At 66.7% G+C, this 14,790-nt stretch carries 17 protein-coding genes; 7 read left to right on the top strand and 10 right to left on the bottom strand.

Features of this window, described 5'->3' with window-relative positions; genetic code table 11:
• A partial coding sequence (locus A8G08_RS23940) for an LLM class flavin-dependent oxidoreductase (RefSeq protein WP_068279926.1) occupies window positions 1-781 on the bottom strand: 781 nt, incomplete at its 3' end.
• 241 nt (window positions 782-1,022) lie between these two features.
• On the opposite strand from A8G08_RS23940, the gene A8G08_RS23950 reads away from it, so the two are divergent.
• Window positions 1,023-2,258, top strand: coding sequence for an LCP family protein (locus tag A8G08_RS23950; RefSeq protein ID WP_084436828.1), 1,236 nt, complete (start codon window positions 1,023-1,025; stop codon window positions 2,256-2,258).
• Window positions 2,259-2,415: 157 nt separating this feature from the next.
• The gene (locus A8G08_RS23955; RefSeq protein ID WP_068279798.1) at window positions 2,416-2,964 is read left to right on the top strand and encodes a ferritin; all 549 of its coding nucleotides are present in this window, start codon (window positions 2,416-2,418) and stop codon (window positions 2,962-2,964) included.
• Window positions 2,965-3,050: 86 nt separating this feature from the next.
• Here A8G08_RS23955 and A8G08_RS23960 read toward each other — a convergent pair whose 3' ends face one another.
• The 4 genes from A8G08_RS23960 to A8G08_RS23975 form a co-directional block, all read right to left on the bottom strand.
• Window positions 3,051-3,959, bottom strand: coding sequence for a DUF5926 family protein (locus A8G08_RS23960; RefSeq protein WP_068279800.1), 909 nt, complete (start codon window positions 3,957-3,959; stop codon window positions 3,051-3,053).
• Between the two features lie 61 nt (window positions 3,960-4,020).
• On the bottom strand, window positions 4,021-4,791 hold the full coding sequence (locus tag A8G08_RS23965; RefSeq protein WP_068279803.1) for a glycerophosphodiester phosphodiesterase: 771 nt from the start codon (window positions 4,789-4,791) through the stop codon (window positions 4,021-4,023).
• Window positions 4,788-5,882 carry a DUF4328 domain-containing protein gene (locus A8G08_RS23970; RefSeq protein ID WP_084436817.1) on the bottom strand — a complete coding sequence of 365 codons (1,095 nt, stop codon included), beginning with the start codon at window positions 5,880-5,882 and terminating at the stop codon, window positions 4,788-4,790. The genes A8G08_RS23965 and A8G08_RS23970 overlap by 4 nt, the downstream gene beginning before the upstream one ends.
• Window positions 5,882-6,226: a rhodanese-like domain-containing protein gene (locus A8G08_RS23975; protein ID WP_068279933.1), complete on the bottom strand. Its 345-nt coding sequence runs from the start codon at window positions 6,224-6,226 to the stop codon at window positions 5,882-5,884. Before A8G08_RS23975 ends, A8G08_RS23970 begins: the two co-directional genes overlap by 1 nt.
• A 424-nt stretch (window positions 6,227-6,650) precedes the next feature.
• Here A8G08_RS23975 and A8G08_RS23980 point away from each other — a divergent pair, with 424 nt between their 5' ends.
• Window positions 6,651-7,247 carry a hypothetical protein gene (locus A8G08_RS23980; RefSeq protein WP_068279805.1) on the top strand — a complete coding sequence of 199 codons (597 nt, stop codon included), beginning with the start codon at window positions 6,651-6,653 and terminating at the stop codon, window positions 7,245-7,247.
• Between the two features lie 37 nt (window positions 7,248-7,284).
• On the opposite strand, the gene msrA is transcribed toward A8G08_RS23980, so the two are convergent.
• Both msrA and A8G08_RS23990 read right to left on the bottom strand, forming a co-directional pair.
• Entirely contained in the window at window positions 7,285-7,953 is a 669-nt protein-coding gene (gene msrA / locus A8G08_RS23985; RefSeq protein WP_068279807.1) for a peptide-methionine (S)-S-oxide reductase MsrA, read from the bottom strand.
• A 10-nt stretch (window positions 7,954-7,963) separates the two neighbouring features.
• The gene (locus A8G08_RS23990) at window positions 7,964-9,031 is read right to left on the bottom strand and encodes an acyltransferase family protein (protein ID WP_068279810.1); all 1,068 of its coding nucleotides are present in this window, start codon (window positions 9,029-9,031) and stop codon (window positions 7,964-7,966) included.
• A 310-nt stretch (window positions 9,032-9,341) separates the two neighbouring features.
• Here A8G08_RS23990 and A8G08_RS23995 point away from each other — a divergent pair, with 310 nt between their 5' ends.
• The 3 genes from A8G08_RS23995 (at window position 9,342) to A8G08_RS24005 (ending at window position 11,647) form a co-directional block, all read left to right on the top strand.
• A complete protein-coding gene (locus A8G08_RS23995) occupies window positions 9,342-9,965 on the top strand; it encodes a superoxide dismutase (RefSeq protein ID WP_068279813.1) in 624 nt (207 codons plus the stop codon).
• 252 nt (window positions 9,966-10,217) lie between these two features.
• A complete protein-coding gene (locus A8G08_RS24000; RefSeq protein WP_068279816.1) occupies window positions 10,218-10,760 on the top strand; it encodes a peptidase in 543 nt (180 codons plus the stop codon).
• A 143-nt stretch (window positions 10,761-10,903) separates the two neighbouring features.
• On the top strand, window positions 10,904-11,647 hold the full coding sequence (locus tag A8G08_RS24005) for a TMEM165/GDT1 family protein (RefSeq protein WP_068279820.1): 744 nt from the start codon (window positions 10,904-10,906) through the stop codon (window positions 11,645-11,647).
• A gap of 5 nt (window positions 11,648-11,652) precedes the next feature.
• Here A8G08_RS24005 and A8G08_RS24010 read toward each other — a convergent pair whose 3' ends face one another.
• Together A8G08_RS24010 and A8G08_RS24015 are read right to left on the bottom strand one after the other, a co-directional pair.
• Window positions 11,653-12,393 (bottom strand): TetR/AcrR family transcriptional regulator, encoded by a 741-nt coding sequence (locus A8G08_RS24010; protein ID WP_245672983.1) that lies wholly within the window; start codon window positions 12,391-12,393, stop codon window positions 11,653-11,655.
• Window positions 12,394-12,426: 33 nt separating this feature from the next.
• Window positions 12,427-13,278, bottom strand: a complete 852-nt coding sequence (locus A8G08_RS24015; RefSeq protein ID WP_068279827.1) for an SDR family NAD(P)-dependent oxidoreductase — start codon at window positions 13,276-13,278, stop codon at window positions 12,427-12,429.
• A 127-nt stretch (window positions 13,279-13,405) separates the two neighbouring features.
• Here A8G08_RS24015 and A8G08_RS24020 point away from each other — a divergent pair, with 127 nt between their 5' ends.
• Window positions 13,406-14,173 carry an SDR family NAD(P)-dependent oxidoreductase gene (locus tag A8G08_RS24020; protein ID WP_068279830.1) on the top strand — a complete coding sequence of 256 codons (768 nt, stop codon included), beginning with the start codon at window positions 13,406-13,408 and terminating at the stop codon, window positions 14,171-14,173.
• 77 nt (window positions 14,174-14,250) lie between these two features.
• On the opposite strand, the gene A8G08_RS24025 is transcribed toward A8G08_RS24020, so the two are convergent.
• Window positions 14,251-14,790 carry a DUF3558 domain-containing protein gene (locus tag A8G08_RS24025; protein ID WP_068279834.1) on the bottom strand — a complete coding sequence of 180 codons (540 nt, stop codon included), beginning with the start codon at window positions 14,788-14,790 and terminating at the stop codon, window positions 14,251-14,253.

Raw genomic sequence — 14,790 nt, forward strand, 5'->3', positions numbered from 1 at the left:
GCTGCAGTGTGGCAAGCAGTTCGTCCTCGCTGCCCGACCACCCCGTGTTGGGGGCGATGGCGTCGACGATTTCCACCGGAATCCAGTTCATGTACCGACGCAGATGAGTGTGCATCTGTGCACGCGCATCCGCCGGTTCCCCGAAAGCGAACCAGAATGAGGTTGCGAGATGCGGTTTGGGCCGTCCGGCCTCCGCCCACGCGACACGAGCGACATCGAAGAGTTCGTTCTGTTTGGCCGTGTCGAGATCCAGGGTCGTACCGGCCAGGCCCGCTGCCCAGGTGGCGGCGCTGCGAACCGTCTTCGGACCGATCGTGCCGACCAGGAGTTCCGGGCCGCCCTGCTGCACCGGCGGCGGTCCCACCGGCAGCACCGAATCGGTGAACTTCTCCCCCGCCCAGACCCGTTTCATCACGGCCACGCGCTCTGCCATCTGACGCATGGTCTGGGTCGCCGGGTCGGCCCCGACGGCCGCGTAGTCCTCTCGCCGCCCGCCGACGCCGAGTCCGACCGTCAACCGGCCCTCGCAGAGCAGGTCACCGGTGGCCAGACTCTTGGCGAGCAGCACCGGGTCGTGCAGCTGTGGCACCACGACTGTCGTGACCAACCGGACTCGATCGGTCCACGCCGCGAGCGCGCCCAGCAGCGTCAGGGCTTCGGGATTGTCGAAGGCGATGCGTTCACCCCAACACAATGAGGAGAACGGTCCTTCGTCGACGGCTCGCGCCCAAGCCTTCAGCGTCGCCGCATCCAGGTTTGGCTCCATCACCGGCATTGTCATTCCCACTCGCACGTCGGCGATTTTGGCATGCGGCAACAAGGAGGCGGAACGCTGATCCTGCGTACAGTCGATGACCGTGAACGGTGAACCCCCGCGCGAACCCCAGCGACGGCAGCCCCCGCCGCCGGGCGGACGCCCGCAATCACCACAGGGCGGACGCCCGCAGCCGCCGCGCCGACCGGGTCCACCGCCATCCGATCCGCGCGCCGGGCAGTGGCCGGACGCGCAGGAGAACACCGCGATCATTCGCCGCGACGGACGGCCCCTGCAGCGGCCCTATGACGGCAGACCGGACGAGCGCGCCTGGTCGCAGCCGCCGGAACGGCCACAACGACATCGACCGCAGCGTGAGTCGCGCCCGTCGGGCGATCCGCACGGCGCCGTGCTGGGCGGGGTGCAGCACGCACCGCCCCAGCAGCCGCTGCGATACACCGATCGTCCACCCGGCGCGACTCCTCGCCGCGCCACTCCACCACCGCCGCCCGCGAGACGACCGCCGCAGGAGGCTGCCCACCCCGCACCGCGTCGCCGGCGTATCCGCATCGGCCGGATCATCTCGGCCACACTGCTGGTGATCGTGCTCGCCGGGGTTGCCGCGGTGATCTACCTCGATCGGTCGCTGAACCGGATCGACGCGCTGACCGACTACCCGGGGCGTCCCGGGGATACACCGGGCACGAACTGGTTGCTTGTCGGTTCGGACAGCCGCGTCGGCCTCACGCCGGATCAGGAACAGTCCCTGGCCACCGGCGGTGACGTTGGCAATGCCCGCACCGACACGATCATCCTTGTGCACATCCCGAAGTCCGGTGCCACAACGATGATCAGCATCCCGCGCGATTCGTATGTGGATGTTCCCGGCTACGGCGAGGACAAGATCAACGCGGCGTTCGCCTTCGGTGGTCCGCAACTCCTGGTGCAGACCGTCGAGTTGTCGACGAATTTGCACATCGACCACTACGCCGAGGTCGGCTTCGGCGGTTTCGCCGGTGTCGTGGATGCGATCGGCGGAATCAAGATGTGCCTCGACGAACCGATCGACGATCCGCTCGCGGGCATCAATCTCCCGGCCAGCTGCCAGAACCTCACCGGCCCCGAGGCACTCGGCTTCGTCCGCAGCCGCGCCACGGCGCTCGCCGACCTGCAGCGCGCGAACAACCAACGCATGTTCATGAATGCGCTCGCCGCCAAGGCCGCCAGTCCGACCACACTGCTGAATCCGTTCCGCGCCCTGCCGCTGGCCACTCGCACCGCCGATGCGCTGACCGTCGACAACGGCGATCACCTGTGGAACCTCGCGGCGTTGGGTTGGGCGATGCGCGGTGATCTGGTGACGACGACCGTTCCGATTGCCGGGTTCGAGGACACGGGCAGCGGCAATGTCGTGGTGTGGGATGACGACCGCACGAAGCTCTTTTTCGGCGCGCTCGCCCGGGACGAACCACTGCCGCCGGAGCTTGTTACGCCCGGACCGTAGCGCCTCGCTGAGTTCAGTCGATTTATGAGCTGCGCCACGCCGCCCAATTAGGACCGAAAGAAATACCCAGGCAACGCATTCCAGTTCTGAGGTAATACTGTCCTAATTAAGTGCAACCTTGGGTGACACGCGCTCTACCTGCGGTTACCGTTGCCGCATGACCTCCGCGACAGCGTCTACGGACACCAAGTTTCATGCGCTGCTGCAGGATCAGATCCGCCACGAATTGACCGCCGAACACCAGTACATCGCTATCGCGGTCTGGTTCGACAATGCCGATCTTCCGCAGCTCGCCAATCGCTTCTACAACCAGGCTGTCGAAGAACACAATCACGCGATGATGCAGGTTCGGTACCTCATCGATCGCGGCATCTCGGTCGAGTTCACCGGAATCGACCGCGCGCAGTCGGATTTCGCGGATAGCCGCGAGCCGCTCGCTCTCGCACTCCGCCAGGAGCGCGAGGTCACCGAGCAGATCGTTCACCTCGCCCGAACCGCCCGCGACGAAGGCGATTACATGGGTGAGCAGTTCATGCAGTGGTTCCTCAAGGAACAGGTCGAGGAAGTCGCGAGCATTTCGACTCTGCTCACGGTCGCCGAGCGCGCGCAATCCAACCTGTTCGATCTGGAGAACTTCATCGCACGTGAAATGAGTGCGCCGGCCGATTCTGTCGGCGCTCCCCCGGTGGCTGGTCCAGCCCGCTAGCCACAGCGGCCGCACACCTTTTCGTCAGATGCATACGCAATTGCGTGTGCGAAGAGCGAAAAGGTGTGCGGCGCAGCTTTATCCGCTCAGCGCAGGGTGACCTGACGGCTTCGGATGCCGTCACGCGAACGCCGCTCCTCGGAGGTCAGCGGTGCGTCGACAGCCAGCGCCTCCAGCAGCTTCGCCTCGAATTCGGTTGCGGCAGAGTTCCATTCACTCGGGTGCAGCTCGGGATCGAGGTCGAACACGGGGACGAGCAGACCGTAGGTGCGGAACGAACCCGCGAACCGCGAACCCTCGCCGAGGTGCAGCGCGCCCTGGGCATGCAGCCGCGCGAGCGCGAGCATCAGGTCGTCCTCCGATTCCGGCCGCACCCAGCGCAAGTGCGCCTTCTCACCCGCATCGACCCACCACGCCGCGGCGAGGCCCTCGAGTCGCGCCGAGGGCATGATCACCTGATTCGCTCGCTCCACCGACGCCGCGGTTTCCGCGTCCGGCTTCACGCCCTCGGGGATCCACCAGTTGAAATCGTTGTGCACGGTGATGTCCAGCTCGGCGGCCGGATCGATGACATCCACCAGCGCGGGAGTGCTGTCATCCGGCTCGGCCCCCGCCAGCGTCTCCCCGGCACCGGCGGTTGCCGCCCAGGTCGCGGCGAAGGCGATGTCGGCCGCCGGGTCGGGGCCGGCCACCTGGGTCTGCACCGCGACGAACCCACGCGCCTGGGTGCCCTCTTCGCGGACGAGCCCGGCGACCGCGCCCGGCAGCACCGTTCCCAGCGTCACCGGGCGGTCGGATGAGCGCATCGGCAGCGTCGCGACCGCGGACGGCACGAACTCCCGCAAGGCGACCAGATCGCACTCGGCGGCGAGGCCCTCGAACGGGCGCACGACCGTTACGGCGGCCTGCCGCTCCTGCTCGGCGCGCCGCTCGGCGAGTTTGGCTGCCCGGTTGCTATCCGGCTTCGGGGTGTTCCGCTTGCTCTTCTTAGCCACGAACCGTGAACCTACACGCCGCAGCGCCGGTGCCCTCGCTGGTTCTGCGCAGACGAGTTCGTCAGAGCGCCTGGGCGAGCAGCGCCTTGGTCCGTGCGGGGTGGTTGGTCGCGATCCAGCTGACTCCGAGCTCGCGACAGAGCTTCACGTCGTCCGGGTCATCGACCGTCCAGCAGTAGGTGGATCGACCGGCCGCTGCCGCGCGGTCCACCAGGTCAGGGTGCTCGCGCAACGTTTTGACCGATGGACCGACCGCGGTGGCGCCGACCGTGGTCGCGGCACCGCCCCCGAGATAGCGGGACGATTCGCCGAGCAGCACGGTGGGCAGAAGCGGAGCGGAGCGGCGGATACGCCACACAGCGGTGGCCGAGAACGACATCACCACCGCACGGGAGTGGTCGGCGGAGGCCGGCGACGCGATACCGAAACGCTGCAGCTCGGCTAGCACCTTGGCCTCAACCAGCGAGCCGTAGCGCACCGGATGCTTGGTCTCGATGAAGATCTTGGTCGGCCGGCTGCGCCAGTCCAGCACGAGCGTGAGCAGGTCGCTGAGCGTGAGGATCTTCGCCGGGCCGGACGGCGTGCCGAAATCGAGCTCGGTGAGCTCGTCCATCGTCATCTCGCTGACCAGTCCCACGCCCGAGGAGGTCCGGTTGACGGTCCGGTCATGAATGCAGACCAGCTTCCCGTCCTTGGTCAGCCGCACATCGCACTCGACGCCGTCCGCGCCATCCGCAAGCGCGAGTTCGTAGGCCGCGAGCGTGTGCTCTTTGCGCTCGGCGGAGGAACCGCGGTGCGCGACGACGAACGGCGGCTTGACCAGCGTGCTCACTCCGCGGACACCTTTTCTCGATCGTCGGCGGATGCGGCTTCGATCGGTTCGGCGTCAGCGGCAGCGTCCACCTCGGTTTCCTCCGCGTCCACCGGTTCGGCGGCGGGCTCAGACTCGGCTCGGTCCACCACGCCGCGAATCGGCTCGATGATCGGGCGATGCGGGCCGGTGGCGGCGAGCCAGCGCTTCACGCGGCGCGGGCGACCGCGCACGTCCCGCCCTTCGAGCGCGAAAACCGTCGCGAGCGTCACCAGCGCGACAGCGGCTCCGACGAGATCCGTGACCGCCGTGAATATGACGCCATCCGCCTTGGCCTGCAACGAGTCCGCCGAGCGCCACGCGATCGCCGCAACCGCCATCGCTGCGCCGAACACCCATGTGCACCACCAGATCCGCACCGCGAGGCGTTGCGGATGCGGACGATGCTGCGCGAGTTCGGTGAGGAACACGCCTGGAGCGACGAGATTGAGCAACGGCACCACACAACCGGCGACCAGGGTCGGAGTCGCACGCGGATCGTGCCGGCCGCGGCTTTCGTATTCGTCTGCGCGCGCACGGATCAACCACCCGACCGCAGCGAGCGCGGCGAAGAGCGCGGCCAGAAGCGACATCACCGCTGTCGACCACACGGCGGCATCGGAGCAGGTCAGCACCCACTGCTCGATGAGGTGGCCGCGGTTGCGCAGCAGCACGCCGTACCGGAATCCCTCCGCCACCGCGGCGAGCACGAACAGCATCGCGGTGACGATCAACAGCGGTTCGACGCGGTCGGCGAAGTACGCCAGCGGGGCTCGTGAGTCGGTCTGTTGAAGCGGAGGCGGATCGATCAGGCCCCACTGCGGTGTCTGCGCGTAGCGCGGCGTCGGGGTGGCCGGCCGCGCGGAGCGGGCGCGGCGCTGTTCCTCTGGCTTGCGCGCCACCCACCGGTAGTTGCGGGCTCGTGCCGGGGTGTCCCGGCGAGCGGGGGCGAGCAGCACGCCGTGGCAGCGCGGGCACCACTGGATCGGCTGCCCGTGCACCGGCCACTGCGCTCCACACCGCGCGCATAGCTGCACCGGCGGCCCGGAACTCGACGGCATGCCCGGTCGCATCAGAAGATCGTCGCCTCGTGTTCGCCGTCCGCGACCAACGGCCGACCGGCCATCTGCCACGCCACCATGCCGCCATCGACGTTCACTGCCTCGAAGCCGATCTGGTTGAGGTAGTCGACGACACGCGCGGAGCGTCCGCCCTGGCGGCAGATCACGTACATGTCGGCATCCATGTTGAGGTCACCGACGCGGGACGGCACATCGGCCATCGGAATGTGCACAGCGCCGGGAGCGTGTCCCTGCTCCCATTCATCGGGCTCACGCACGTCGAGCAGAACGGCATCGGCGGACAACTCCGCCGGGACGTCGCCGATCGGGACGGTAGGTGTGCCAGGAAATGTCACGGGATCGATACTGTCACGCTCCACGGTGCGCGCACATCCTTGGCGCGATGTTCCCGGGGGTGCACAATCCCTGCGCTTCTGGGCGGGTGAATTAAACCGGGCTTGTCCACATTTCAACAGGTTTCTCCACATGTTGTGGATCGTGTGACCGCCGGCACCCACATCAGGTGGAGTGGACACTCCGGCATTCCCCTCAGTACGTCGGAACAGCCACTCCACCCAACGGGTCGATCTGTCCGAGCCCGAGGGTCCATGGCCCTTCAAACTCCGACATCAATTCTGACGCAAAAAAGAACCGACCGGTTCCCTGTGATTTCAAGGATTTTCCGGATATCTGAATCTTCCTGCATCGCGGCTGCTAACGCCGCCGAACGATCCGGTGAAACCACGGGCCAGCCGTGCCGAGTCGATTTAGCCTGACCAGGTGGACTGGAGTGATGGACACCGAACCGGGCTCAACAGCGCGCTGTCCGAGGCCACCTGCCTCGGCATCGAGGTCGACCAGGCGGCGGCCCGGGTCACCATGCGGCTCGACGTGCTAACGCTGCCCGATGACGGGTCGAATCGCTCGCATCGCCCGGTGACGCTTCAGCTGGATCAGGTCGGGCGAATCGCGGCGTCGCTGCGCGCACAGTCATGGAACGACACGGAAGCGACCGTCTATCCGCTCGATCTGAACAAGCTCGACGAGGTCGTGCAGAGCTTCGGCGGCGCCGCGCTACACGGCTGGGAGTTCATTGACCTGCCCGAAAGCAGCTGGACGCAGTGGCGCGAGCTGCTCAGCATCGACACCACCCTGTCGGGCACCGATGACAAGCACCTGCTCGAGCTGTCTCTGCAGGAGGGCACCGACCCGCGCGAACTCGACCTGCGCGTGTGGTTCGGCGACCTGTCGGTAACCGACGACACCGGCAGGAACATTTCGCTCCACACGTTCATGGCGGACAGCAAGCGCTGGTGGGACGCGCACGATCACCACGATCCACGTGCGGTAGCCGACGAGGTCGCGCCGCCGCTTTAACCCGCGCGGGTCTCAGGCCCACCCCGGCGGAGCCGGACTATGCACCCAGCCCGACCGGGCAGCTGACACCGGTCGCATGCACCGGGCAGTACCCGTTCGGGTTCTTCGCCAGATACTGCTGGTGGTAGTCCTCGGCATAGTAGAACTCGCCGAGCGGCGCGATCTCCGTGGTGACGGCGCCGTAGCCGGCAGCGGCAAGTCGCTCGCCATACGCATCGGCGGTCGCCTTCGCTACTGTCGCCTGCTCTTCGCCGACGGTGTAGATCGCAGAGCGGTACTGGGTGCCGTGATCGTTGCCCTGCCGCATGCCCTGCGTGGGGTCGTGGTTCTCCCAGAACTGCTTGAGCACGCCCTCGTAGCCGATCACCTTCGGATCGAAGACCACGAGAACTGCCTCGGCGTGCCCGGTGCGACCGGAGCACGCCTCCTCGTACGTCGGGTTCGGGGTGAAGCCACCCGCGTAGCCGACTGCCGTGCTGTAGACGCCGTCGAGTTCCCAGAACTCCTTCTCCGCGCCCCAGAAGCAGCCCATCGCGACGACCGCCGTCTGGAGCCCCTCGGGGAACGGCGGCTGCAACCGATGCCCGTTGACGTAATGCGCCTCGGGAACCCGCATCGCTTCCTGGCGCCCCGGCAACGCGTTCTCTGCCGTCACCATTTCTGATTTGATTCCGACCCGACCGAGCAGTTCGTCATACCAGGACATGCTGAAAATGCTACGCGCGGTCGCGTTGCTCGCGCGTTTTCAGACGTGCGCTGATCCAACGGTTCGCGGGCAGTTCGACCGCCCGGTAGGCGAGCTCACTGGCCGCCGCCGTGACAACGAGGAAAGCGGTGATTGCGCCGGTCGTGCCGAGCCAGCCGACGCAGAGTTCGAACACCCGGTACAGGATCAGCGTGTGCAGCAGGTAGATCGCGTAGCTGCGGGTGCCGACCCAGTGCACCACCGGAGATGAGGCGATCGCGCCACGGCTCTTCGCGAGCACCAGCACGGTCACGGTGACCACGACGATCGTCCACAGGTAGCGCTCGCCCGCCCAGTACGCGTGGGTCTCGGTGGCGAGTTCGACGACGCCGACCTGTGCCGCGATCGCGGCGGCCAGCCACGGCCAGCTCACGATGCCGTTCCATGCGAAATAGATGATCTGCCCGACGAAGATCGCGGGCATCGTCGCGGCAATCTTGGACAGCATCGGCACCGTCGCCGCTTCCGGGACGAGCGCGTTGTACGCGAGCGCCGCGCTGCACAACGCCGCACCGACGAGCGGCACCATGCCCGGCAGGACGCGCAGCAGCGGCCGGGCGGCAACGCAGTACAGGTAGAAGAGGATCTGGACGGTGAGCGTCCACGTGACGCCGAGGACGGCGACCTCGGGTTTCAGGAAGAACCCGCCGAGCACGAAACTCAGCGCCGCGTCGACGGTGCCGATGCCGTCCTGGGGACTGAACATCCCGTTGATGTGCAGCTTCACGAGCAGAATCGCGGCCGCGACCGACACCCAGAGCAGCGGGAGCAGCCGCCCGATCCGGTTGCCGAGGAAGTGCGTTGTCGAGTGCCGGGTGACCGATCCGGTGATCAGCAGCCCGGTCAGAATCATGAAGAACGCCACCCCGACGAACGAGAGGTGGTTGTTGAGCTTGAAGCCCTCGATCAGGCCCTTGTTGACAACGTCGAGTAGCCACCACGGGCTGTGCAGATCGTCGATGAAGTAATACGAGATGTGCGAGTAGAGCACCGCGAAAACCGCGATGGTCCGCAGTAGATCCACGCCACCGAGCCGCATTCGGCTCGTTGGGCGCTGCCCAGGCTTCGCTCCTGTGCTGGGCTGACATCGCTCCGCAGGCGGTGACGCGTCGAGCGCGAACAGCCGCGAGGGAGGCGGCCTGCCACGCTCGTTCTCGCTCACGCCGCTTGATGTTAAGGGGGAGTTCACCCGGCTGACCAATCGAGACACACGACCGGACACGTGTGCGGTGGGTTCCGATCCGGGTGATCACCTTTGTTGCGGTAGGTGTACGAATAGGAAAGGCTGGCTAGACCAGCGAAACATTTTCCACGTGGGCCGATCAGCCCCGGACCGAGAAGGGAAAATCGTGGCCGACTACACCCTGCCCGATCTCGATTACGACTACGGCGCTCTGGAGCCGCACATCTCGGGTCAGATCAACGAGGTGCACCACTCCAAGCACCACGCAGCGTACGTCGCCGGCGTTAACACCGCCATCGAAAAGCTTGCTGCCGCACGGGAAGCGGACGATCACGCCGCGATCTTCCTGAACGAGAAGAACCTCGCGTTCCACCTCGGCGGCCACGTCAACCACTCGATCTGGTGGAAGAACCTGTCCCCCAACGGTGGCGACAAGCCGGAAGGCGACCTGGCCGCGGCCATCGACGACCAGTTCGGTTCGTTCGACAAGTTCCGCGCGCAGTTCACCGCTGCGGCAAACGGTCTGCAGGGCTCGGGCTGGGCGGTGTTCGGTTACGACACCCTCGGCAAGAAGCTGCTCACCTTCCAGCTCTACGACCAGCAGGCCAACGTGCCGCTCGGCATCATCCCGCTGCTGCAGGTCGATATGTGGGAGCACGCCTTCTACCTGCAGTACAAGAACGTCAAGGCCGATTACGTGAAGGCGTTCTGGAACGTCGTCAACTGGGCCGACGTGCAGCAGCGCTTCGCTGCCGCCACGTCGCAGACCGGTGGCCTGATCTTCCCGTAGCACTCTCGGGGCATGCCCCGCGCTACATCAGCTTTTCCGCCTGTGCGCGGCCGACGAATCCAATCGTCGGCCGCGCACAGTCGTTTCACGACAATTGCGCACAGTCGCCTCCGGAGTGCTGGCACTCGGTCCATATTGTGTGCCAGGCATTTCGTGCCGCATTCTGATCTTCCCGCTGGGCAGCGTGGCCGGTAACAGTGACCGGGATCACGCCGCGCGCAGCGCTTCCCGGCGGACGGCTGAGGAGGCACGATGCGTGAGGACGATTTCCACGCCAATGACTACATCGGGGTGTCTCCTTTTCACGCCGCCGGGACGCTGAGCGGCTTCGTCATCTCCGGACGCTGGCCGAACACCACCAAGGAATGGGCCCAGCTGCTCGTTCTCGCTGTGCGAGTCGCCACACTTCCGGGCTTGCTTTCCACGTCAACGGTGTTCGGTGCACGCGAGGAATTGCCCGACGATCCGCAGCCAGGCACGGTCGGACTGGTCATGTCGGAGGGCACTGTGCTGGGCGATTCTGCGATCGAACCGGGCCGTTTCGCGCAGCATCAGCCGCACGCTCTGCTGGTTTTGCACCCGCCGTCGGAGACCCGTCCTTCGCTGCCGGAATGCACCGGAGCGGCGTCGGGATGCCTACTGCTGCCTGGTATTCCGCACCTCGGGCTCGACCACCGCGCGGCCTGGGTGGAGGCGGAGTCCGACGGCACCGTGACGTCCATCGTGAGCCGGGTCGGGGTGGACCCGATCAGCGATCCCGATACCGCGGTTTTGGCGATGCTGCTGGCCTCGTAAGGGTTCCCGAACTTTAGTCACAGTAGCTCCCAAACTTATTGTGCGCATTGGCAATTCGGAATCCTGGATGTTGTGTGACCTCATTACCGTGGGTAATGTCGGCCAAGTCCCGTTAGGTATGCCTTACCAGGAGTCGTAAAACCATGCTTGCTGCCCTGCTACTGAGCTTCGGCGTGATCTTCATCGCCGAACTCGGTGACAAGTCGCAGCTCATGGCGATGACGTTCGCGCTGCGCTACCGCTGGTGGGTCGTGCTCGGCGCGATCACCGCGGCCACCACAGCCGTCCACCTGGTTTCGGTGGCCATCGGCTACTTCCTCGGCGCAGCCTTGCCGACCCACGCGATCGGCATTGCCGCCGGCATCGCCTTCCTCGGTTTCGGCCTATGGACGCTGCGCGGCGATTCGCTCAGCGCCGACGAACAGACCAAGGCGACGCGCACCAGCGCTCCCGCATTCTTCGCCGTCATGTCGGCATTCCTGCTCGCCGAGCTCGGCGACAAGACGATGCTCGCGACAGTGACCCTCGCCGCCGACCGGGACTGGGTCGGCGTGTGGATCGGCTCCACGATCGGCATGGTTGCCGCCGACGCGCTCGCCATCGGCGTGGGTGCGCTACTCGGCAAGCACCTGCCCGAGCGAGTCATCGCGATGGTCGCGGGCGGCCTGTTCCTGCTCTTCGGTGGCGTGATGCTGGTTGATTCGTTCGCGTCCGAGGCTGCTCTGCCGCTGCAGATCGCGGGCGGGATCGGCGTTGCCGCTCTTGTCGGCGGATCGTGGCTCGCCATTCAGTCGCGGCGGGGGCTCTGGTTCGCGCTTCGCGCGAGGCGGGCTCGCGGCGATGTCCAGGTTGCCGCACTGCCGAGCGACGAGACCAGCAACGTCTGACGCGGCTATCCCGCGAACTCGCCGTAGAGCGGCCCACCTCGGCGGACCATGTCCACGATCGGCTCCCGCAGCGCGCGCAGACCTTCGACGTCACCGACGGCGATCTTCGACGTCACCATCGAGCTGAGCGCCGCGGCCAGGGTCTGGCAGGCGAAGTGCTGCTCGGGTGTGCGCGCGTGCAGCACGTCCGCGATGAGGCCGACGAATCTTTCCTGCAGCTCGGCGCGCTGTGTGAGCGTTTCGCGCCCGGCGGCGTACACCTCGATCAGGAACATCCTGGCGTATGCGGGTTCGTCGGCGAGCGCGTCGAGATAGGCGCCGAGCAGCCGCTCGAGCCGGACGGGATCGACGGTCCCGGTATCTCCATCGCCGGCCAATCCGGTGCGGAAGATAACGGGATCGACGGTCCCGGTATCTCCATCGCCGGCCAATCCGGTGCGGAAGATGCGGTGCATCACCTGCTCGACTGCGCGCGCGTACGCGGCCCGGAAGCAATCCTCCTTGGAGGAGAACTGCTGGTAAAACGTCTCCCGGGATACCTTGGCGCGGCGCAGCACGTCCGCGACAGCAGTCGCGGCGTAGCCCTTGTCGGCCATCGCCTCGGCCATCGCGAGCAGAATCCGCTCACGTTGGGAGTGCACCACCTCGTCACGGGACAGCCCGTGCCGCCCGCGGGGCAGCTTCACCGACACACTGGGTACGGCTCGTTTCGATCCAGCCGACACGGCTTCCTCCGAAGCAGTCACCCTTGTAGTTTCGCCCCTCGCCCGGGCGCCTGTTCAGGCGACCGGCTGTTCAGTGGTGAATGACGCCTTCTCGTCGCGCGCGATCTCAACCGCACGCGCCACCGACCCGCGCCTGCCGAGCTCCACAACCCGCTGCGCGATACCGCGCACGAGCAGCACTCCGGCTACCCAGGACGGCGAGACGACCTGGCGGTCGCGGCGCGCGATCGCGCGCTCGAGTGCGTCGATGGCCGGCTGCAGTGGGGCCGGTCCGGAGAGCGGCTTGCCGCCGAGCGCCACCCGGGCGGCTTCGGTGCCGAACCCACGGCTGGTCATATCGGTGTCGAGTTCGGCGAAGTAGGCGATGCCCACCTTTGCGCCCGAGGGCCGCAACTCCTGACGCAGCGTCTTGCCGAGCGCCTGCACCGCCGCCTTCGACGCGCTGTAGGCACCGAGCAACGGGAGGTTGATCGCGGCCGCGAGGGATGAGGTGAGCAGCACGTATCCGTTTTCGTGGCTGAGATGCGGACCCGCGGCTCGGATGCAGTAGAAGACGCCAAGCGTGTTCACCCGCATCGTCTGCTCGAACACCTCCGGGTCGCCCCCGACGAGCGCCAACTGCTTGGCAATACCCGCATTGGCGACGAGTACGTCGAGCCCGCCGAGCTCGGCAACGAGGTCTTCCACCGCGGCGTCCACCTTCGCCCGGTCGCCCACGTCGCAGTAGCGCCACGGCGCATCGCCGCATTCGGCGGCAACCGCACCGAGCAATTCGGGCTCGATGCCGAGCAATGCGACCTTCGCCCCGCGAGCGTGAAGCTGTCGCGCCAGTGCGGCGCCGATCCCGCGAGCGGCGCCGGTGATCAGCACCCGGCGCCCGGTTAGGTCATTGGCCTTGCGTGTCATGAGTACCACCCTACCATTTGCGAACACTTATGTTCACAAACGGTCGCGGGCGGCCTTTAGTTCCCGCCTCGATAGGCTCTGTCCGTCAACCGGCGGCCGAGGGGTTGCCAGAAGAGGAGATGCAAACGTGGAAATCTCGGGTTCCGCCGCAATCGTGACCGGCGCGGCCTCCGGCCTCGGCGCCGCGACCGCCAAGCGACTCGCCGATGCGGGTGCGACCGTTTTCGGTCTCGACCTGCAGCAGTCGATCGACAAGGCGGGCGACAACGTCCCGGCCGGCGTCACGCTGCTCGCCGCCGATGTGACCAGCAACGACGAGGTCAAGGCCGCGATCGACAAGATCGTCGAGTCGGGCGTTCCGCCGCGCATCGTGGTCAACTGCGCCGGAGTCGGCTGGGCCGGCCGCATCCTGTCCAAGAACGGCCCGCACGATCTCGAGCTGTTCCGCACGGTCATCACCATCAACCTGCTCGGCACCTTCAACGTCATGCGCCTTGCCGCCGACGCCATCCAGAAGACCGAGCCTGTGGACGCCTCCGGCCAGCGCGGCGTCATCATCAACACCGCCTCCGTCGCGGCGTTCGAGGGCCAGATCGGCCAGATCGCGTACTCGGCCTCGAAGGGCGGCGTGCACGGCATGACCATCCCGGCCGCGCGTGACCTCGCGCAGTTCGGCATCCGGGTCAACACCATCGCCCCCGGCATCGTTGACACCCCGATGCTCGCCGGTGTCACCGAGGAGTACCGCAAGGGCCTCGAGGCCGGTGTTCCGTTCCCGTCGCGGCTGTGCCGCCCGGACGAGTACGCGCAGCTGACCCAGATGATCGTCGAGCACGACTACCTCAACGGCGAGACCATCCGCATGGATGGCGCGCTGCGCATGGCGCCGCGCTAATTCGGCAGAGCTGAGACCGCCCGGGCACCTCGAGGTGTCCGGGCGGTTCGCTTTGGGTCACGCGACGCTGGGCGCGGTCAGCTCATCTCGGCTTTGATCTTGTTGGCCAGGGCCAGTGCGGCGGCGTCGCTCTCTTCTGCCGAGCTCAGGTTCGCCACTTGCACGCTGACCACCCTGTCGTCGGCGGCGAACTCGACCGCACCGGTCATGTAGTAGCGCATTCCGTCGGGGGCCGGTCGGGTCTGTAGAGCTGGGTCCGGCTCGGGCAACGTGTTGTCCGGTGCGGTACCGGGATTGGAGATGTCGATGGACACCGACGTGTAGGTTTCGGGGTTCTCCCACGTGCAGCCCGGCAACTCCGGATCCGTCGATGTCGATTGCCCGGGCACAGTGGTCCCGATCAGCGGTGCCACGTCCTCGTCGGACAGCAACGCGCAGGCGTCGATGTCGGCCTCCGCCGATCCCGCCGTGGCGCCGGTCGTGCCACTGGCCGCCTGTTCCAGCGCACTCGCGTGGCTCTCCGCGCTGGACGTGTCGGAATCCGAATCCGATCCACAGGCAGCGAGCGCAAGACAGCTCGCGACGAGCACAAACGCGCCGAGGCCGGGACGGTTCAT

It is taken from the genome of Aldersonia kunmingensis, assembly GCF_001646865.1.
GTDB lineage: Bacteria > Actinomycetota > Actinomycetes > Mycobacteriales > Mycobacteriaceae > Aldersonia > Aldersonia kunmingensis.